Source organism: Ligilactobacillus agilis DSM 20509, assembly GCF_001436215.1.
Taxonomy (GTDB): Bacteria; Bacillota; Bacilli; order Lactobacillales; family Lactobacillaceae; genus Ligilactobacillus; species Ligilactobacillus agilis.
The window spans coordinates 1-18,642 of record NZ_AYYP01000019.1; the positions used below are offsets into that span (position 1 = coordinate 1).

The 18,642-nt window shown below is 40.3% G+C and carries 24 protein-coding genes and 1 other annotated feature; of the genes, 1 reads left to right on the forward strand and 23 read right to left on the reverse strand.

Translation table 11 applies throughout. From position 1 onward, the window contains the following. Positions 1 to 407: 407 nt before the first annotated feature. Entirely contained in the window at positions 408 to 1,145 is a 738-nt protein-coding gene (locus tag FC14_RS02735) for an amino acid ABC transporter ATP-binding protein (RefSeq protein WP_056976369.1), read from the reverse strand. Beyond that, complete coding sequence (locus FC14_RS02740) at positions 1,138 to 2,634, reverse strand: ABC transporter substrate-binding protein/permease (protein ID WP_056976371.1); 1,497 nt, start codon at positions 2,632 to 2,634, stop codon at positions 1,138 to 1,140. The genes FC14_RS02735 and FC14_RS02740 overlap by 8 nt, the downstream gene beginning before the upstream one ends. A gap of 269 nt (positions 2,635 to 2,903) precedes the next feature. Between FC14_RS02740 and FC14_RS10750 the strand changes: the two genes are divergently transcribed. Beyond that, positions 2,904 to 3,053 (forward strand): SPJ_0845 family protein, encoded by a 150-nt coding sequence (locus FC14_RS10750; RefSeq protein ID WP_169790254.1) that lies wholly within the window; start codon positions 2,904 to 2,906, stop codon positions 3,051 to 3,053. Positions 3,054 to 3,123: 70 nt separating this feature from the next. Here the strand turns inward: FC14_RS10750 and FC14_RS02745 are convergent, their stop codons facing one another. The 21 genes from FC14_RS02745 to mutM all read right to left on the reverse strand — a co-directional run bounded on the left by FC14_RS02745 (position 3,124) and on the right by mutM (position 18,637). Continuing rightward, positions 3,124 to 3,423 (reverse strand): nucleoside triphosphate pyrophosphohydrolase family protein, encoded by a 300-nt coding sequence (locus FC14_RS02745; protein WP_050611063.1) that lies wholly within the window; start codon positions 3,421 to 3,423, stop codon positions 3,124 to 3,126. A gap of 1 nt (position 3,424) precedes the next feature. Then, positions 3,425 to 4,027, reverse strand: a complete 603-nt coding sequence (gene yihA, locus FC14_RS02750; RefSeq protein WP_050611064.1) for a ribosome biogenesis GTP-binding protein YihA/YsxC — start codon at positions 4,025 to 4,027, stop codon at positions 3,425 to 3,427. 130 nt (positions 4,028 to 4,157) lie between these two features. Further along, entirely contained in the window at positions 4,158 to 4,334 is a 177-nt protein-coding gene (rpmF, locus tag FC14_RS10345; protein ID WP_082174174.1) for a 50S ribosomal protein L32, read from the reverse strand. Between the two features lie 76 nt (positions 4,335 to 4,410). After that, entirely contained in the window at positions 4,411 to 4,965 is a 555-nt protein-coding gene (locus tag FC14_RS02755) for a DUF177 domain-containing protein (RefSeq protein WP_056976373.1), read from the reverse strand. Positions 4,966 to 5,044: 79 nt separating this feature from the next. Further along, positions 5,045 to 6,193 (reverse strand): nucleotidyltransferase, encoded by a 1,149-nt coding sequence (locus FC14_RS02760; protein ID WP_056976437.1) that lies wholly within the window; start codon positions 6,191 to 6,193, stop codon positions 5,045 to 5,047. A gap of 9 nt (positions 6,194 to 6,202) precedes the next feature. Then, positions 6,203 to 6,934, reverse strand: a complete 732-nt coding sequence (locus tag FC14_RS02765) for a class I SAM-dependent DNA methyltransferase (protein ID WP_056976375.1) — start codon at positions 6,932 to 6,934, stop codon at positions 6,203 to 6,205. Beyond that, the gene (rsfS, locus tag FC14_RS02770) at positions 6,934 to 7,290 is read right to left on the reverse strand and encodes a ribosome silencing factor (RefSeq protein ID WP_050611067.1); all 357 of its coding nucleotides are present in this window, start codon (positions 7,288 to 7,290) and stop codon (positions 6,934 to 6,936) included. Before rsfS ends, FC14_RS02765 begins: the two co-directional genes overlap by 1 nt. After that, the gene (yqeK, locus tag FC14_RS02775; RefSeq protein ID WP_050611068.1) at positions 7,283 to 7,903 is read right to left on the reverse strand and encodes a bis(5'-nucleosyl)-tetraphosphatase (symmetrical) YqeK; all 621 of its coding nucleotides are present in this window, start codon (positions 7,901 to 7,903) and stop codon (positions 7,283 to 7,285) included. Before yqeK ends, rsfS begins: the two co-directional genes overlap by 8 nt. Beyond that, complete coding sequence (locus tag FC14_RS02780) at positions 7,896 to 8,540, reverse strand: nicotinate-nucleotide adenylyltransferase (RefSeq protein WP_416274320.1); 645 nt, start codon at positions 8,538 to 8,540, stop codon at positions 7,896 to 7,898. The genes yqeK and FC14_RS02780 overlap by 8 nt, the downstream gene beginning before the upstream one ends. Before the next feature lie 12 nt (positions 8,541 to 8,552). Next, complete coding sequence (gene yhbY / locus FC14_RS02785; RefSeq protein ID WP_056976378.1) at positions 8,553 to 8,867, reverse strand: ribosome assembly RNA-binding protein YhbY; 315 nt, start codon at positions 8,865 to 8,867, stop codon at positions 8,553 to 8,555. An 11-nt stretch (positions 8,868 to 8,878) separates the two neighbouring features. Beyond that, positions 8,879 to 9,997 (reverse strand): ribosome biogenesis GTPase YqeH, encoded by a 1,119-nt coding sequence (gene yqeH / locus FC14_RS02790; RefSeq protein WP_056976380.1) that lies wholly within the window; start codon positions 9,995 to 9,997, stop codon positions 8,879 to 8,881. Then, positions 9,990 to 10,523, reverse strand: coding sequence for a YqeG family HAD IIIA-type phosphatase (locus FC14_RS02795; protein WP_056976383.1), 534 nt, complete (start codon positions 10,521 to 10,523; stop codon positions 9,990 to 9,992). The genes yqeH and FC14_RS02795 overlap by 8 nt, the downstream gene beginning before the upstream one ends. Positions 10,524 to 10,697: 174 nt before the next feature. Beyond that, positions 10,698 to 11,057 carry a 50S ribosomal protein L20 gene (gene rplT, locus FC14_RS02800; RefSeq protein ID WP_050611073.1) on the reverse strand — a complete coding sequence of 120 codons (360 nt, stop codon included), beginning with the start codon at positions 11,055 to 11,057 and terminating at the stop codon, positions 10,698 to 10,700. A gap of 117 nt (positions 11,058 to 11,174) precedes the next feature. Further along, a complete protein-coding gene (gene rpmI / locus FC14_RS02805; RefSeq protein WP_003699793.1) occupies positions 11,175 to 11,375 on the reverse strand; it encodes a 50S ribosomal protein L35 in 201 nt (66 codons plus the stop codon). A gap of 31 nt (positions 11,376 to 11,406) precedes the next feature. Beyond that, the gene (gene infC, locus FC14_RS02810) at positions 11,407 to 11,907 is read right to left on the reverse strand and encodes a translation initiation factor IF-3 (RefSeq protein WP_050611074.1); all 501 of its coding nucleotides are present in this window, start codon (positions 11,905 to 11,907) and stop codon (positions 11,407 to 11,409) included. Positions 11,908 to 11,953: 46 nt separating this feature from the next. Beyond that, positions 11,954 to 12,084 (reverse strand) — a sequence feature (ribosomal protein L20 leader region). 43 nt (positions 12,085 to 12,127) lie between these two features. Beyond that, the gene (gene thrS, locus FC14_RS02815) at positions 12,128 to 14,074 is read right to left on the reverse strand and encodes a threonine--tRNA ligase (RefSeq protein ID WP_056976385.1); all 1,947 of its coding nucleotides are present in this window, start codon (positions 14,072 to 14,074) and stop codon (positions 12,128 to 12,130) included. A gap of 294 nt (positions 14,075 to 14,368) precedes the next feature. Next, on the reverse strand, positions 14,369 to 15,292 hold the full coding sequence (gene dnaI / locus FC14_RS02820) for a primosomal protein DnaI (protein WP_056976387.1): 924 nt from the start codon (positions 15,290 to 15,292) through the stop codon (positions 14,369 to 14,371). Between the two features lie 10 nt (positions 15,293 to 15,302). Continuing rightward, complete coding sequence (locus FC14_RS02825) at positions 15,303 to 16,682, reverse strand: replication initiation and membrane attachment family protein (RefSeq protein ID WP_056976389.1); 1,380 nt, start codon at positions 16,680 to 16,682, stop codon at positions 15,303 to 15,305. Positions 16,683 to 16,706: 24 nt separating this feature from the next. Beyond that, complete coding sequence (nrdR, locus tag FC14_RS02830; RefSeq protein ID WP_056976391.1) at positions 16,707 to 17,168, reverse strand: transcriptional regulator NrdR; 462 nt, start codon at positions 17,166 to 17,168, stop codon at positions 16,707 to 16,709. Positions 17,169 to 17,208: 40 nt separating this feature from the next. Further along, positions 17,209 to 17,808: a dephospho-CoA kinase gene (gene coaE / locus FC14_RS02835; protein ID WP_056976393.1), complete on the reverse strand. Its 600-nt coding sequence runs from the start codon at positions 17,806 to 17,808 to the stop codon at positions 17,209 to 17,211. A 1-nt stretch (position 17,809) separates the two neighbouring features. Beyond that, positions 17,810 to 18,637, reverse strand: a complete 828-nt coding sequence (gene mutM / locus FC14_RS02840; RefSeq protein WP_056976396.1) for a DNA-formamidopyrimidine glycosylase — start codon at positions 18,635 to 18,637, stop codon at positions 17,810 to 17,812. Between the last annotated feature and the right edge of the window lie 5 nt (positions 18,638 to 18,642).

Below are 18,642 nucleotides of genomic sequence, written 5' to 3' on the forward strand. Positions count from 1 at the left end.
GACCCTACACATTTGGTTTGTCTAAAACTTTGTTCAGTTTTCAAAGATCTACTCAAATGCCATCACCAATTAACAGTAGCGACAACTCTTAAAATTTTAACAGCTATCATTTTGACTGTCAAGAATTATTTTTAATAATCATTAAAAATAATTTCTAGCGACAACTATTTTAGTTTACTCAACTTTTAAGCATCTGTCAAGTGTTTTTTCTTAACTGACTAAAAGTGATTTAAACTGGATTAACCACCAGACTAATATCTCAAGCAGTCAACTTTTATATCATACCTGCTTTAAGCAACTTAGTCAACACTTTTTTATATAGATTAGCAATTAAATAACAATTTAAATCATAAAAAAATAGGGCAACGAATCTTCTATGATTCATTACCCTATTGCTACCCCCTACTTTACAGAATCTTATTCAAAAAATCTTTCGCCCGTTCTGACTTAGGGTTACTGAAGAATTCATCTGGACTTGCTACTTCTTGAATATAACCATCAGCCATAAACCATACCTGGTCTGCTACTTCTTTTGCAAATCCCATTTCATGAGTGACTACAATCATCGTCATCCCTGAATCAGCTAAATCACGCATAACTTTTAAAACTTCCCCAACCATTTCTGGGTCTAGCGCACTAGTTGGTTCGTCAAACAGCATTACTTCTGGATTCATCGCTAAAGCTCGCGCAATTGCTACCCGTTGTTGTTGTCCCCCAGATAAACTTTGAGGAAATTGGCTGGCTTTATCCGCTAGTCCTACTTTGGCTAGTAACTCTTTAGCAGTTGTTTCTGCCTCAGTTTCACTAACCCCCTTAACTTTCATTGGCGCCAACTTGATATTTTCCAAAACGGTCATGTTAGGGAAGAGGTTGAAGCTTTGAAAAACCATCCCCATCTTTTCTCTTAATACATTTAGCTCTTTATCTGAAATATTGGTTAGTTCACTACCTTCAAAAATTACCTTTCCCGCCGTTGGTTTTTCTAACACATTTAGGCACCGCAAAAAGGTACTTTTTCCTGAACCGGATGGTCCAATTACACAAATAACCTGACCTTGTTCTACCTTTTCAGAGATATCTTTTAAGACTTCGTTTTTTCCATAAACCTTTTTTAAGTTCTTAACTTCAACTATTGTTTTAGGCATGTTTCATCTTCCCTTCAAAATAGTTTAATACTTTCGATAACGTAAATGTTACTACAAAGTAAATCAACATCGTGATAAATAGTGGCATTACCCCTTTATAGGTTGCTGATTGTACTAATTGGGTCTGATACATTAAATCACCTACACCAATAACCGAAACAATCGAACTTTCCTTGATTAAAGTGATAAATTCATTACCTAATGCTGGCCAAATGTTCTTGATGGCTTGGGGAATGACAACGTATTGGTAGGTTTGCTTTTGACTCAAGCCTAAACTTCTAGCTGCTTCTGTTTGACCGATAGCAATCGATTCAATCCCGGATCTAATAACCTCTGCTACGTAAGCAGCGGAGTTTAGTGACACCGCAATAATCCCTGCTACTAATGCTGGTAAGGATTGGATAATCGCCCCAACCCCAAAGTAAACAAACATTACTTGCACCATCAATGGAGTTCCCCGGATAAATTCAATGTAGGCAACAGCTAGACTGTGTAAAATTTTGCCGTTTGACAAGCGCATTAAAGCTAAAAGGACCCCTAAGATAAAGCCAAAGAAAACAGCCACTACAGTAATTAATAAGGTGTATTCCAAGCCCTTAGCGAAGTAAGTCCAGTAGTTCAACATTGTATTTTGCTTACTTGCTGTTTGCATATATTGGGCTGCGTTAGGAACATATTGTTGGTCGATTAAATCAGCCTTCTTAACATCCGCAATCGTCTTGTTAGCTGCTGCAACTAGACTAGCAGACCCCTTAGGAAAAGCAATCGCAGTCCCGGTTTCATTCGTATTGACTTTAACTTTTGAATTAAAAGCGTATAAATTGCTATTGTTTTGAACATAGGCCTTAGCCGTTGCCTCTTCCATTAAGACCCCTGCGACTTTGCCAGATTGTAAAGCTAAAATTAGGTTATTTAATTTAGCCAACCCTTTAACCTTGGCACCATCCATTTGTTTTTGGATTAAGGAGTATTCTAACGTCCCATTTTGTGCCCCAACAGTTTGGCCGGAAAAACTGTCTTTCGTTGTGTACTTAGTCTTATCTTTTTTATTGATAACAATATACTTGCCACCAGTATAATAGATATTTGAAAAATCTACGCTCTTTTGTCTTTCCGTAGTTGGGTTCATTCCGGAAATAACCGCGTCAACTTTATGAGTTTCAAGTGCTACTAATAATGAATCAAAGTTCATATTCTTAATTACTAACTTTACACCCATATCTTTTGCAAATTGCTTAGCTAGATCAATATCAATCCCAACATACTTTGTTTTGCCATCAACTTTAGCCGTAAATTCATAAGGTGGATAGTCGGCACTTAGCCCTACTACCAAAGTCCCCTTATCTTTTACTTTTTGTAGCGAATCGTCAGTTGTTTGACTACTATTAGTTGCTGCCCCTTCATTATCAGCAGCTTTGATTTGACTGACAGGCATAAATAGCGTTACTAACAATGTAAATAATATCAATAATTGCTTTAGTTTTTTCATAAGCTCTCCCTCTTTTTATTTCCTGATGATGTGTCTTAGTATACTATCTAATGGTTATTTATGCAATATAAAACGCGAAAATGAATATAAAATGTAAATATTCATTTCGATTCTCCTCACGCCTAGCCCTATAAATCCCGCTTAATTTATGATTTACCCTTTAATTCAGGCTAATTATTAAGTAAAAAATATGCAGTAAGCCTTAGGCTGACTAATTGAATTTTTCAACCAAAACTGTTATTCTTGAGAAAAAATAGGGAGTGACTACCATGAGTTTAAAGGTTAATCAACAAGTCGATCTTGAAACCTTATTCAATAAATTTGCGCTTGATCCAATAGAACCACCTAAAAAAAAGGCTGATTCCAAACAAGCAGAAGCTGCTGACAAGAACGAAAAAAAGCCTCGTTCTAAAAACTAAGCTAGCTAACTTTACTAAAAAATCTACGTACTATGAACTAGTGTGAGTTTATAGTACGTAGATTTTTAATTTATTTAGCTGGTGAATATCCGTCTGGATAACGCTTGTTTAAGGTTTCAATATTATTTTTAGCCACTTCATCGAAAGGAATATCGGCCCACTGAGCAATCTGCGACAAATACCACAAGACATCTCCCATCTCATGAATCATTTTGTCCCTATCTAATTCCTTACCTTTGAAAGTATAATCTTTAATCAAATAAATTAACTGCCCTGCTTCTCCTGCTAAGCCCAAGGCACAATTAGTTAATACCTGCTCATTTCCGTATAGGGTCCGGTTTGCTTTTTCTTGATACTCGTTAAATTCCAAGTTAATTAGCCCCACTTTCTAATTGAGCTTGTTGTTCAATCCAAGCCCAAATATCTTCTTTACCTTGTTTAGTTACCGCAGAAAACAACACTAACCGATCCTTGCCGGTTAACTTCAAGGTCTTTTTAATCGTACTTTCTGCCTTGTTCCATTTACTCTTAGGGATCTTATCGAGTTTAGTTCCCACAACCAGTAGTGGCAAATTATAGTAGTGCAAGAATTCTACCATCTGTTGGTCTAACTTAGTTGGCTCGTGTCGTGCATCAACTAGTGAAATTACCCCTTTTAACTCCTGACGTTTTTCAAAATAAGTTTCTAGCATCCGGCCCCATTTTTCCCGTTCCTTTTGCGAAACCTTTGCATAACCATAGCCAGGTACATCTACAAAATATAATTCATCTTCAATATTGTAAAAATTCAGGGTTTGAGTCTTACCAGGTTGACTTGAAGTCCGTGCATAATTTTTCCGGTTGATTAAACTATTGATTAACGATGATTTACCAACATTAGACCGCCCTGCCAAAGCAATTTCTGGATACCCTTTATCCGGATATTGTTCAGGCTTAACGGCACTAATCGTTAGTTCTACATTATGTACTTGCATTCAAAAGAAACCTCTCTATCCTTTAGTTATCACCAACCATTTTACCATACTTATAAACGACTAGCGAAAATAAAAAATAACCCTCGAAAAACACCCATATGTAGCGCTTTTCGAGGGTTACTTTCAAGCATTATTTAACTTTTACGACTTCTTTATCACCGTAGTAGCCACAGTTTGAGCATACGTGGTGAGACTTACGTAATTCGCCACAGTTAGGGCATGCACTCATGCCTGGCGCTGTAAGCTTGTAGTGAGTCCGACGTAATCTTTTACGTGTCTTAGATGTTTTACGTGCTGGTACAGCCATTGGGAAAACACCTCCTTAATCTATTTCAAAAATATCCAACAAAAAGAATTTTACTTGTTCTAGCCAAAATTTGCAACTAATCTTCTTGATTTTCTCCAAAAAAATCGGCTAACTTCGCTAACCTAGGATCAAGTGTTTTTTCATCTTTTCGTAGTTGTTCCAACTGACTTTCACTGACAACCCGCCAGTCCTGGCCCGAAGGCATCTGCTTGGACTGAGCTTGTTGCTCTGCTTTTGTCAACACCTGCATAGGAATTTGCAATAAAATATTATCTTCAATTACTCTGTCAAAATCAAGGATATCCTTGTCTAACACAATCACGACGTCAGTATCTTCAAAGCCTGACAAATCATGCTCATGGTAGGAGACATAGTGTTCCGTGACTTCAAATGAAAGTGGCAACACCGTTGGTTCAAGTGATCTAGTAGACGGCAAGGTCAACTCGACTTGGACCTTGAAATAACCTAAAACTCCTAATTTATCCACGGAAAAAAGCCCTTGAACAGCAACCTTAGAAGCAGAAATTATCTCTGGACGCCGCTTTTTTAAAGCTGAAGTTAAATCAAGCTCTTCGTTAACCATAATCGGTTCACTGCCGGCTTGACGTAACTCATTTAGTGACCATTTCATGCTATTTTCCTCCTAATGCAACAAAATTTATTATACTTGGGTCAAAATACTTTGTCAATGCTTTTTCCTTGACACCCCTCTAAAAAATGCGCAGTGGCGCCTTTTTCAAGTCCTGCTCTTTACCAGTTAGACTTTGATAAAGCTTCCCTACCCGGTAATCTACCGCTAATGGCCCCTTAGCATCTTTTTGGGTAACCTTGGTTACTAACGGATAAGTAAACTGTTTTTTCTTAGCGTTCAGGTATTCTTGGCCCCGCTTGGTAAAGCCTAAAAGCCTAAAATAAGGGGCTTCATTATAACTTGTGATATCTTCAGTTTGTAAGTTCAATAACATTGCAATCGCCAGGCGGGCTAACCTTGTATAGGTAAAACGCTTGGTTTTGACTGCGTGCAACCAATCATCGAAGCTACTACCATGGGCCAGCTCATTAGCCTTTTGGACTAACCGGTACTCTATCCCCTCGGCCATCCCGTAAATATTAGCTAACTCCTTAGGCGTAGTTGTTAATAACTTATAGCGCAAAAACGGCCAGAAATCATCCCAAAAAACTAAGGAGTTATCACTCAGGTCGACATAGGTTTCATGTGGAACATAGGTCCTTAATTCAGCTAGCCGCCCTTGTTGGTAATTGCTTCTAATCGCTGAGGCGCTTGCTATCTGTTGACCAGCTTTCAAGGCTAACTCGTGATAACCAGCTTGGATTCTTTGAATAGGTTGCAACTTTAAAGGTGAACCCAGCTTTAAATTAGCCTTAGCATATGCTAAGGCTAATAAATCATTTGGCTCAGCTAACTCATGACCTAAGGCCTGTGTAATCGCAGCTTGAATACTAGCCGCATAAGATTGATTGTACTTTTTAAACTCGCCTTTTAAACCTTGAACTTGACTAGCATAATTCATAAAATCATATTCTGCATGCTCCGCCCCAAAGACTAGATAATCTACCCCCAAGCTAGCTAATCCGTTGACGCCGTTAAAGGCAAACCTATCTGCAGGCTGAATGCAAGCCTGGGGCGGGAGTTCAATTATTAAATCGACTCCATTTGCAAGTGCCTCTTTGGCCCGAGTCCATTTATCTAAGCATGCAGGCTCGCCTCTTTGCAAGAAGTTACCACTCATCACCACCACGATACAAGCCGTGGGTGCCTTTTCTTTAATTACATTTAGTTGGTGTAAATGTCCATTATGAAAGGGATTGTATTCAGTAATAATTCCTACAGCTTCCAGTTTACTCACCTACTTTTGACAAATAAAAAACCATCGTTCATCAGTTTTAGTAGCCTCTTTCCTAGCAAAATCAGCGCTAACTTCCACTTGTTTAAAACCCGCTTGGGCCAACATCGTTTTATACGTCACCAATGGATAGGTCCGCTCATAGTGAAGCTCGCTTAAGCGTTCATAGGCGGCCTTTTTATCATCATAAATAAAAAAGGTTAAATCATGAATAACACTGTGCTCGTCTTGCCCTGAGTAGCTATTCCACAAAAAAGCTTGCTCCTCGTCGCTGTAATTATACATGTAGTCCGGATAAACCACATCGGTCTTGTAGGGGGTAATCACATCAAATAAGAATTTCCCACCTGGCTCTAGGTGTTGGTATACCGCTTGAAAACAAGCTTGTAAATCAGCTTGGGTTGGCAGATAACACAAGGAATCCGCAAAACAAGTAACGTACTCATAATTTTCCAACTGACTCAAATCAGTCATATCGCCTTGATAAAGCTCTAACTCCACCCCCGCTTGACGAGCATGGTAATCAGCCAAAGCTAACATTTCTTCTGATAAATCTAAGCCTGCTACTTGATAACCATTTTGAGCCAAACTAACGGCTAACCTCCCGCTACCACATGCTAAATCTAACAAGTTGGCATTAGCCGGAAGCTGTGTTTTAACTAGGTCTAGCCAATTAGCATACATGTCTGGATCCATTAACTCATCATACAACTGTGCGAAGGTCGTATAAATCATTAGTCTTTCACCCAGTCAGAAACATCCACTAGTGGTGCTTCAGCCCATAATTTTTCTAAGTTATAAAATTGTCTTGTTTCTGTTCTAAAGACATGGACCACCACGTCACCAAAGTCCAATAGTACCCAGTTAGCCGCGTTTTTCCCTTCAATATCACGAACTTGTACGCCAGCTGCTGCAACCTTTTCTTCAATCTCATCGGCAATCGCTTTTACTTGCCGTTCTGAATTGGCTTGCATAATAACAAAATAGTCAGCTAATAAACTAACATTTGCTACGTCTAAGGCCACAATTTCTTCGGCCCGCTTACTATCTGCTGCTTTTACAACTGTTTCTAATAATTCTTTGCTATCCATTAAAATCCTCCATATTTTTACCAGCGACATAGGCATTATAGGTTAAAATAGCCGCTGGGTAGATTGTTTTATTTTGAGCCAGTAAATACTCTAAGGTATGTTTGGTTTCGTAAGCCACCGCTAAATCTAAATCTTTTTCAGCTAATTTTCGGGCTAGTTCAACCCCCGGAAAATCACGGCCAGCCTCGATAAAGTCGGCTACATAGATAATTTTATCAAGGGTCGTCATAACGGCCGCGCCCACCGTATGCTTTCTCACCGCATTTAAGACGCGTTCATCATTAATGTTTAACTCGGCTTTGATAATTTCGGCCCCAACCACTCCGTGCCAAATGAAGTTATTCCAGTTCAATAAATCCTGATCTAAACCATTGGCCATAATAACTTGCTTGAAGTCAGCGTCACTTCTTTCTTTAGCATAGTCGTGGACCAAGGCAGCGATACTAGCTAGTTCCTCATCTTCATTAAATCTAAGTGCAAGTTTCCTAGCAGCCTGCTCAACGCCTAAAATATGCTTATAACGATACTCACTGACACTAGCCGCTACCCGGGTTAATAATTCTTCACGCTTATTGCTTGGAAAAATTCCCTCTTTATATATTAACTCATTCACGATATAACCCTTCTTTATCAATATATTGCGCTACCCCATCCGTTACAAGATATTTGATTGAACATCCTTGCGCTACTTTTTGCCTAATTAGTGATGAACTAACTCCGATTGTAGGAACATCTACCCACAAGAGTGGATACTTACTAGTCCGTTTAAAACCCTCACGACTAACTGCTACGAACTGAATCATTTTAACTAACTCATCAATTCGATACCACTTAGGTAAATATTCGACCATGTCGCCACCTATGATAAAGTAATAATCATTTTCTGGGTGAAGCTGCTTTAGGTACTTAACGGTATCATAACTGTAAGATACCCCGCCTCGCTTCAGTTCAATATCTTCTATCCCTAACTTAGGGTTACCCTCGACACTTAGTTTCACCATTTCCAAGCGTTGCTTTGCCGCAATTGTTTCCTTAGTGTCTACATGGGGCGGCAGATTATCTGGCATCAGCAAGACCTCATCTAAATCTAGTTGATCTAAGACTTGATCCGCCATTACCAGGTGACCTAGGTGAGGCGGATTAAACGTCCCCCCAAGTAAGCCAACTTTTTTCTTAGGCCCCTGGTAGTCCACCTGACTCAAAACTGCTACCTGTGGTGTTTTAACTGTATAAACCGTCACCGAAAACACTTCCTAGTTCTTCTATAATTTGGCCACTTCTAGCGAATATGACCGGTGTTCTTTTTTCTTAGCGGGACAATACAAGACCAAAACATGTCCAATTGTTTGTACCACTTGAATTTGACTGTGCGCTTCAATAAATTCCTTTACTTCAGCCACTTCCACCATCGTATTTTGTAATAAATTAATTTTTAATAACTCTCTTTTTTCGATTGCATCTTCAATCTGTTTGAGCCAGTTGGCACTAAGACCATCCTTTCCCACTTGAAATAAGGGCCGCATCTCGTGTGCTTGACTCCTTAGATACCGTTTTTGTTTTCCTCTTAATCCTGCCATCATTTTCCTCCTTAAATCATCGCCCGTCTTAAGACAACTGCAACTCCTTCAGGAGCCCAGCCTGCCACAACGGTTCCTGCTTTAACCGTAATCCAACCTAAACCAGCAAATACTAAATCACTTTTAACATCAACCTTAAACTCAAACCTCACTAACTTAGGAAATTTGGCTAACTCATCTTTACTTGGTGGAGCTAACAATTCCCCTGCGTGCTTATCATAAAAACTAGCCGCATTTTGCGTCTTGGTTCTGTGAATCATTAAATTATTATCTAGATAAGCAACTACCCCTTGCTTAGGTCCTGCTAAATAATCAAACCGCGCTAACGCCCCTAAAAAGAGGGTTTGGCCTTCATTTAACTGATAAACCTTAGGCTTGATTTCTTTTTGGGGACTAGCTAATTTCAATGTTTTAGCAGACAAGTAGTGGGCCATTTGGTGACGGTGAATAATCCCTGGGGTATCAATTAAATCATGTCCATCGCCAAAGGGAATTTCAATCCGATCTAACGTCGTTCCTGGGAAGCGTGAGGTGGTAATTAAATCACTGATGCCCGTTTTTTGCTTGATAATTTGGTTAATTAATGTCGACTTCCCGACGTTAGTAACACCCACAACGTATACATCTCGCCCTTGCCGGTACTTATCAATTAAGGCTAACAACCGGTCAATCGAATGGTTTTTCTTAGCACTTGTCAAAACAACCTCTAGCGGCCGTAACCCTTGCTTATTGGCTTCTTGTCTAACCCAATCTTGCAACTTAGAGCGTTTTAAAGACTTAGGCAACAAGTCTTCCTTATTTCCCACCATCAAAACGGGATTATTGCCTACGAAGCGATGCAGACCAGGAATTAATGAACCATTAAAATCAAAAATATCGATTACGTTTACTATTAAGGCGTCTGCTTCGCCAATACGGTTTAATAAGGCCAAGAAATCATCGTCGGTTAAAGAAACATCTGCCACCTCATTATAATGTCTCAACCTAAAACAACGTTGGCAGTAAACTTCATTGGTATCTAAAGCTTTTTCCAAAGCAGATTTCGGTGTAAACCCTGGTTGGTTCTTATCCACGGTTTGAACCTTTGCCCCACAACCAATACAATATAAAGCTTCATTTAATTCAGTCATTTAGTGTATGCCCCCAACTTTCCTTTAAGTCACCTTGTTTTAGTAATTGCTTTTTCACAATTTTTTCAATCCCGCGATTAATCCGTGTATTCCACGCATCAGTTTGAACGATTGGCTTAACTAATATACTACGAATGTTAGTATGGTTAGCAGCAGCAATGTCTGTTAAGACTTGGTCACCCACCAGCACCAATTCACTATCTTGCACGTCAAATTGTTTCTTCGCCAGCTTAATGCCACGTCCTAATGGTTTTAGGGCCCGGGAAATAAACGGCAAGCCAAAAGGTGCCACCGCCTTTTTTACCCGCTGATGATTGTTATTAGAAACGACCACCACCGGAAGTTCGGCCTTCTTCATGACCTCTAACCATTCGCGTAATTGGGGGGTGCCCAAAGGATTATTCCAGGCAATCAACGTATTATCTAAGTCAGTTAACACTACCTTAATTCCCCGCGCCTTTAATTCTGCCGGTTGCAAATCATAAATTGACTCTATCATCCAAGTTGGTTTGAATTTGTTAAACATCCTTCCCTACTAGTCACTCAAACTAGCTTTTCCTTCCTAAAAATTTATCTTTCTTAATTATAGTTGATTATTTACAAAATAGGCAACTTATCCGCTAACCTATTAAGAAATTCTCACCTAAAATAAAAGAGCCATACCATTGCTGGCACAGCCCTTTACCTTATTAACTAGTGCTTATTTTGCTAAAGCCTTCTTAGCTTCTTCAACGATTGCAGTAAATGCAGCTGCATCGTTAACTGCAAGGTCAGCTAACATCTTACGGTTAACATCAATTTCAGCTAACTTCAAACCGTGCATTAACTTGCTGTAGCTAATATCATTCATACGTGCTGCAGCGTTAATCCGTGCAATCCATAATTTACGGAAGTTTGACTTAGTCTTACGACGATCACGGAATGCATATTGGTATGACTTCATTACTTGTTGCTTAGCAACCTTGAATTGAATATGCTTTGAACCGCGGTAACCTTTAGCTAATTTTAAGACGCGCTTACGACGTTTACGCGTAACTGTTCCACCTTTAACACGTGGCATGTGAATTCCTCCTTAAAAGTAAACAAACAATTTGTCTGTTTTAGCCATCTCATTGGGCTAGATAATCTATAACTGTGCTTTCTACTGGCACTACAGTGTAAAACGAACAATGAAAGTTTATTTCATTTGGGAAAGCATTTGCTTGATACGTTTCATATCTGAAGCAGATACCATTGATGCCTTGCGCAATTGGCGACGTTGCTTCTTAGTCTTACCGTGGAAACGGTGTGATGTGTAGGCGTTTGAACGCTTCAAACCACCATTTCCTGTACGCTTAAAGCGTTTTGCTGATGCGCGGTGTGTCTTTTGTTTTGGCATGATACAATCTTCCTCCTAGATATTTTAGCTGTTATTTTTCAGCCTTAGGTGCGAGCATTAAGAACATGCTACGCCCATCCATTTTTGGTTTTGATTCAACAGTGGCCACTTCTTTTGTCTCCTCTGCGAACCGATTAAGAACGTCACGACCAATTTCCTTATGGGTAATCGCCCGACCCTTAAACCGAATCGAAACCTTAACTTTATCACCCTTAGCAAGGAATTTTTGTGCATTCTTCATCTTCGTATTGAAGTCATTCGTGTCAATCGTTGGGCTTAAGCGGACTTCCTTAACGTTAACCACTTTTTGCTTCTTCCGAGCTTCACGCTGTTTCTTCTGCAACTCAAAACGATACTTCCCATAATCCATGATCTTGGCAACAGGCGGCTTCGCTTTGGGTGCCACTAACACAAGGTCTAAGTTAGCTTGGTCTGCTAACTGTAATGCTTCTTGCTTGGTTTTTACCCCAAGTTGAGAACCATCAACTGCTATTAAACGTAATTCGCGTGCGCGAATACCGTCATTCACCATCTTATCAACTGCTATGGCGTTTCACCTCCAAATAATCTCAGAGAAAATGCAGAAAAAAACGGGCATCTATCACTAGACGCCCGCACTAATCCGTTTTTATCGGAATTAATTTCAGTTATCCTTGCCCAGGAACTCACTTATTCCTTAGGCGAGAAGCGGGAGCCTCTGCTTTTTTCTCAACTTTTACATAGTAACAAAGATTACTAAGTCTTGTCAAGGCTTAATTTTCTTTTCGTGAGTATGATTCGATATCGCGACTCAACATTGCCATAAAGTCAGCTTGACTCATAGCTTGAGTTTGTTCTTCACCATACTTACGTACAGTTACAGTTTCTTCGGCCTTTTCGTTATCACCAACTACTAAAGTGTATGGAACCTTATTAACTTGCGCTTGCCGAATCTTGTAACCCATCTTTTCGTTACGATCATCGATTGAAACCCGAATATGGTGAGCTGCTAACTTACTTTGAAGTTGCTTAGCGTAATCGAAGTGTAATTCATTTTTAACCGGGATAATTTCAACTTGCTTTGGTGCCAACCAAGTTGGGAAAGCCCCCTTGTAAATTTCGGTTAGGTAGGCTGTGAACCGTTCCATTGTTGAAACAATTCCCCGGTGAACCATAACTGGGCGGTGTTCTTGCCCATCGGCCCCAATGTATGATAGGTCGAAGCGTTCAGGTAATAAGAAGTCCAATTGGATGGTTGACAATGTTTCTTCGCCACCCAAAGCAGTTCTTGTTTGCACGTCAATCTTAGGACCATAGAATGCAGCTTCACCTTCTGCTTCAAAGTATTCTAAGCCCATATCATCCATAGCAGCTTTTAACTTGCTTTGAGATTTTTCCCACATTTCGTCGTCATCGAAATACTTTTCAGTATTTTCTGGATCCCGGTAACTAAGACGGAAACGATAGTCAGTGATATCAAAGTCATGGTAAACTTCTGTCATCAGTTGAATCAAGGTCTTAATTTCATCTTCGATGTGATCTGGTTCGATGAAGTCATGACCATCATTTAGCGTCATTTCCCGCACACGGGATAAACCAGTCAAGGCCCCGGATTTTTCATAACGGTGCATCATCCCTAATTCTGCGATTCGAAGTGGTAATTCCCGGTATGAACGCTTGTGGTGGTTGAAGACTTGAATGTGAGATGGGCAGTTCATTGGCCGTAATTCAAGCATTTCACCATCACCCATATCCATTGGTGGGAACATATCTTCACGGTAGTGGTCCCAGTGGCCGGATTGCTTGTAGAGATCTAAGTTAGCTAAAACTGGAGTATAAACGTGTTGGAAGCCCCAAGCTACTTCTTTATCGATGATGTAACGTTCAATTGCCCGTCTGATTGTAGCACCGTTAGGCATCCAGTATGGCAATCCTGCCCCAACCTTAGGGTCAACAAAGAACAAGTCCAACTTGTTACCGATTACCCGGTGGTCACGTTCACGTGCCTCTTGTTGCCGCACTAACTCTGCATCCAAGTCTTTTTGCTTCAAGAAGGCAGTCCCATAAACCCGTTGAAGCATTGGATTACTTGAGGCACCCTTCCAGTAGGCACCAGCTACTGATAAAATCTTAAAGACCTTAACAGCCCCTGTCTTTTCAAGGGTCACAACATTAGAGAAGTCTACAAAATCACCTAACTTCTTACCAATTACTTGACCTTCTTGTGCTTGTTCTTCAACCAACTCTGTTTGATAAGGGTCACCAGCTACTAATTTTAACGCTTCTTCTTTTGAGTAGCTGACTGTTTCAATCTCTAAGTTAGCCTTTACCAATTCCTTCATTTTGGCTTCAATTTTTTCAAAGTCTGTTTCTGCCACTTGGCCTGCTTGGTTATCAGTATCGAAGTAGAAACCATGTTCAGTTTCTTGACCTTGACCAAAGTGCATTTCTGGATAAAGTTGCTTTAAAGCGGCAGCTAACACTTTAGAAGCTGTATTCCATAAAACAACTAGCCCTTCGTCAGAATCCTTAGTGATAATTTCAAGCGCTCCATCTTCTGTTAAGCCTGCTTGGTAGGCAACTAGCTTACCATTGTACTTACCAGCTACTGCCTTTTTGGCAAGGCTGATTGAAATTGACTCAGCAATTTCTTTAGTTGTAACACCAGCTGCAAATTCTTTGACAGCACCATCTGGAAAAGTTACTTTAATTTGTCCCATTCTGCTTCCTCCTAGAATTGATAAATAAAAAAGTCCCTAGCATCTATTGATACTAGGGACGTCATTAACGTGGTTCCACCCGATTTTTAAGGCTAGACTAAGCCTAACCTCCTCAAGTCCGTTGTTAACGGGTTCGACCCGGCCCAACTTTTCATTGGGCTCTTAAAATAAGAGCGGCAAAAAATTTACTGCGAGGTTTTCAGTCACGCCCTCGCTCCCTGCTTAAATTTCATTTAACTCTTACACGATTTAACTATATTTAAGCACTATCTAAAAAAGATTGCAAGCTTAAATTTACTTTTGTCTACGATTAGGCCCCTCTACCAAATACTCACTAGCCAAAAAGCGGATTCGTTCCATGATTCTGCGCGCCTTGACAGGCTCTGCTTCCCCCCGGTTATTGACCGTTAAATATTCACTTTCCAGCTGGGCCATCGCTAGGTTAGAACTAAAAAAGGTTGGTAGCTCTTCTTGCATACGGTATTGGAGAATAACCCCTAACACATCATCACGCAACCAAGAACTAAGCTGTTCTGCCCCAATATCGTCTAGCATTAATACCGGTGCTTTTTTGATTTCATCAATTAGCTGCTTAGTGTTATTTTCACCAATCGCACTTTTTATTTCAACCGCAAAGGAGGGAAAATGAACCAAGGTACTTTTAAAACCATTAGCTGCTAATTCGTTGGCAATCGCAGCTAATAAAAACGTTTTGCCCACGCCAAATTTCCCTTGGAGATACATTCCCTTATGAAACTCCTGTGGTTGTTCTTGATAGGCATCAATAAAAGCTAGCGCCGCCATTAAAACGTCTTGGCGCTTGGTTTGATCATAATCTTCGATACGTGCCCGCCTAATACTCTTAGGCATATTAATTGTTCGCACTCGCGTCTGTCTAGCTAATTGTTCCCTTTGAGCTAGCAATTCAGCCGTTGGTACATAGTTAACCTCTATCCTATGCTGCGAAATCATTAAACTAGGTGAATAACCCGGCATGGGAATTTCTTTTCCCTGGGCAATATTTTCCTTAATTTTAACGTACTCGTATAGTTTGCTAGCACTTCTTTCGATATCTTCTTGGGTCAATTCAGCCCGGTGTGCTTGCAGAAAAGTTTTTACATCAGGGTCTGCTAATGCTTTAGTGACTAACTTCTGGTAGCGTTGCCGCATATCAGTCGTCCTCATTTTCTCCTGCAATACCTTACCTACATTTTCCACTAGCCTCACCTCAACTTTCCGATTTCTTCTTAGCATTAATCTTAGCCATTAACTGCTCAATTTGCTTACTCTTAGCCGGGTCATCAGGCGTGTCCTCTTCTTGATAATCAGGTTTTGCCCAAGCTGGTAAGCTCTCCTTTTGAATAACCCGTCTTTTAACTGGTTGAAACTTCGTTTGCTTAGCTTGTTTATCTTTACGTTGATAAAAACTCCTTACCTGTCTAATAGCATCTTCGGGATTGCTAATTTGTTTTTTAGCCCAATCTGCCGCAATACTTTCAAAATTAGAGCCAAAGTAAGGTTTATTTTGATCCGACAATAGGTAGTGAATCAAAATGTTAATCACCGCATTAGGTAGGCTTTGTCGTTCGACTAAATTTTGAACCAAGTAGCGCTCATTTTTAGTCGCAAAGGTACCCATGTCCGCCTTTAATTTCTCTAAAAATTCAAGGGGTAAGTAGGCCCGACAAGCTGCTATTAATTGTAAATCTTCAGTGGTCATTCCACTATTATCCACCTTGGCAGGCGGTGCCACTTCTGTTTGGATACTGGCCTTTAAATTTAACCGACTCTCAAACTGCTGGCTAGCTAATTGCTTAAATTTCAGCAAGTCAACTTGCCCTGTTTGGACATTGGCCGCCTGCTCTAGCAGCTGCACTATCTGTAACTCATCTAAGCCATAAAGGAGGTGGACCGTTTTTAGGGCATCATAGTGCTCTACTAATACCTGGGCATTTATAAAGGATTTAGTCAATAGTTGCTGTAAGAACTGCTTGTCTAGGTCATCTTCTAAATTAGCAACCACCTTACTTGCAGCAACTTTTTGCCCACCAATCACTTTGGGGGTATATAAATTATCTGTCTGTGTTAACTTATACACCTCTAATAAATTTTTGGTGATTTCCACTGCCTGAGGGTGGTTTAGTTGCTTAGGATTGTACTTTCTTTCGAGTTGTTCAAATTGTCTTTGCCCCACCGTTTCCAACAGCAAGGCGGCCATCAAATCATCAGTAAAAAAGCTCTGCCCCATCAATGGTTGTTGGACTTCGTAGATGTAGAGCTTGCCTAAAGAATCCTCTTGCATATAAGTTTTCAAAAGGCCTAGGGCCTCTAACTTAATGCGTGCCTCATAAAAAGTTGGTAAATCTACACCTAGGTTCACCAGTAATTCTTTATGCGCCTTGCGCTTAGACAAAAGTGGCTTATAATCAACATTGGCGCTCAAAAAGGCATACACCCCGTAAGCACTTACCCCCATTAATGGCTGGTACAATGGTAATGCCTGGCTGACCATTTCTAGATTCAACCAGGTCTTAGCCGTTATTATAAAACCGGCTTGCACATCCAAGTCTTTCCAGCCGGCAACAATTTCACGCCCGCTCCTTAACATCGCCTCTACCTTCTTTATTAATTATTAATGATGCTCTCTATCCATCAATTCATTTAATTCATCAGCAAAAGCACGCATATCCTTAAATTGGCGGTAAACACTGGCAAAGCGAATATAGGTTATCTCGTCAACATCTACCAAGATATCCATTATATACTGTCCAATTGCTTGGCTAGAGATTTCGTTTCCCCCAACTGCTCGGACCTTAGCTTCAACTTGATCAACAATTTTCGTTATTTCATCCATGCCAACAGGCCGTTTTTCAGCCGCCCGCATAATCCCCCGTAAGATTTTATCACGACTAAACTCTTCACGCGTTCCATTTCTTTTAATTACTAGTAATGGGATTACTTCAATTCGTTCAAAGGTTGTAAACCGATAACCACACTGTTCGCATTCACGGCGCCGCCGAATAGCATGCCCATCATCAGCGGGCCGACTATCTACTACCCGTGAACTATTATTATGACACTGGGGACACTTCATTGTTCCTCACCTCAGTATTAATTCTTAAAATTTATGCAAATCAGCATAAAGCTTCTATCTTAAGCCATTTTAGCACTTGTTGATAGGTTTCAGCAACGCTTTTAGAATTGTCAATTAAAACATCCGCTAACTCATTACGCTTACTTGCTGGCAACTGGTTAGCAATTCTTTTACGAGCTTCAGCTGCGCTTAGATTATCCCGCTTCATTACCCGTTCAAGTTGCAACTTGCTTGGGATTGTTACTACCATTACTTTGTCACATAAAGTCTGATATCCTGTTTCAAATAGAAGGGGGATATCTAAAACAACCAGTTTAACTTGGGCTTTTTTAGCTGCCTCTATTTCACGTAAAATCTCTGCCCTAATTAGCGGCCCGGTAATGTCGGTTAGTGCTTTGAGCAATTCCCTATTGCTAAAAACTAACTTACCTAATTTCTTACGGTCTAATTCACCGCTAGCAGTAAGAATTTCTCCACCAAACTTAGCTACAATCTGCTTTAAGCCACTACTCTTTTTAGCCACCACCTGCCTAGCAATCAAATCAGCATCTATAATCAAGGCACCATTTTGGGCTAAATAAGCACTAACAGTCGATTTACCACTGGCAATTCCACCGGTTAATCCTAAAATATAAGTCATTTTACTTCACCTGTTGACAGTGAGGGCAAAAATGCGTCCCACGTTGTGCGAGCACTATTTTTTCGATTGGCGTTTGACAGCGAGGACAAGGCTTGCCTGTCTGACCGTAAGCGTGTAGAGCGAATTGGAAGGAACCCGTCTGCTCAAAGGCATCGGTATATGAACGAATGGTTGTCCCCCCCGCTTCAACTGCTTTGCTTAACTCCTCAATTGTGTTGTCATGAATCGCTTGGGCTTGCTTGCTAGTTAACTGGTTACAAGGGGTAGCGGGATGAACCTTGCTTAACCATAAGATTTCATCAGCATAAATATTACCAATGCCCACTACTAAATTTTGATCTAATAAAGCCGGTTTGATGGCCTTTTTCTTTTTTTGCAACTGTTCATAAAATGTTGCAAAGGAAAATTCAGCTGCGGTCGGTTCAGGTCCTAGTTTGGCTAAAGATTTGACCGTCTGCTCACTTCCAGTCTGCACTAATTGCATGCGCCCAAACTTCCGCACGTCATTGTAACGCAACTGGCGCCCGTCAGCCAAAGTAAAAATAACGTGCGTGTGTTTTTCAACAGGCGCGTCCACTTGTCTGACAAAGTATTTACCTTCCATCCGTAAATGCGAAATCACAGTCCACTCATTACTAAAACGTAACAGCAAAAATTTTCCCCGTCGGTCAATTCGCTCTAGCGTCTGCCCGGTTAACCGCTGCTTGAATTCATCACTAGCTCCTATAATCATTTTCGGATATGAAACTTCTACTTGGCTCACCTTACTTCCAGCTACTAAAGACATTAAGCCCCGTCTAACTGTTTCAACTTCTGGTAACTCTGGCATTTAAT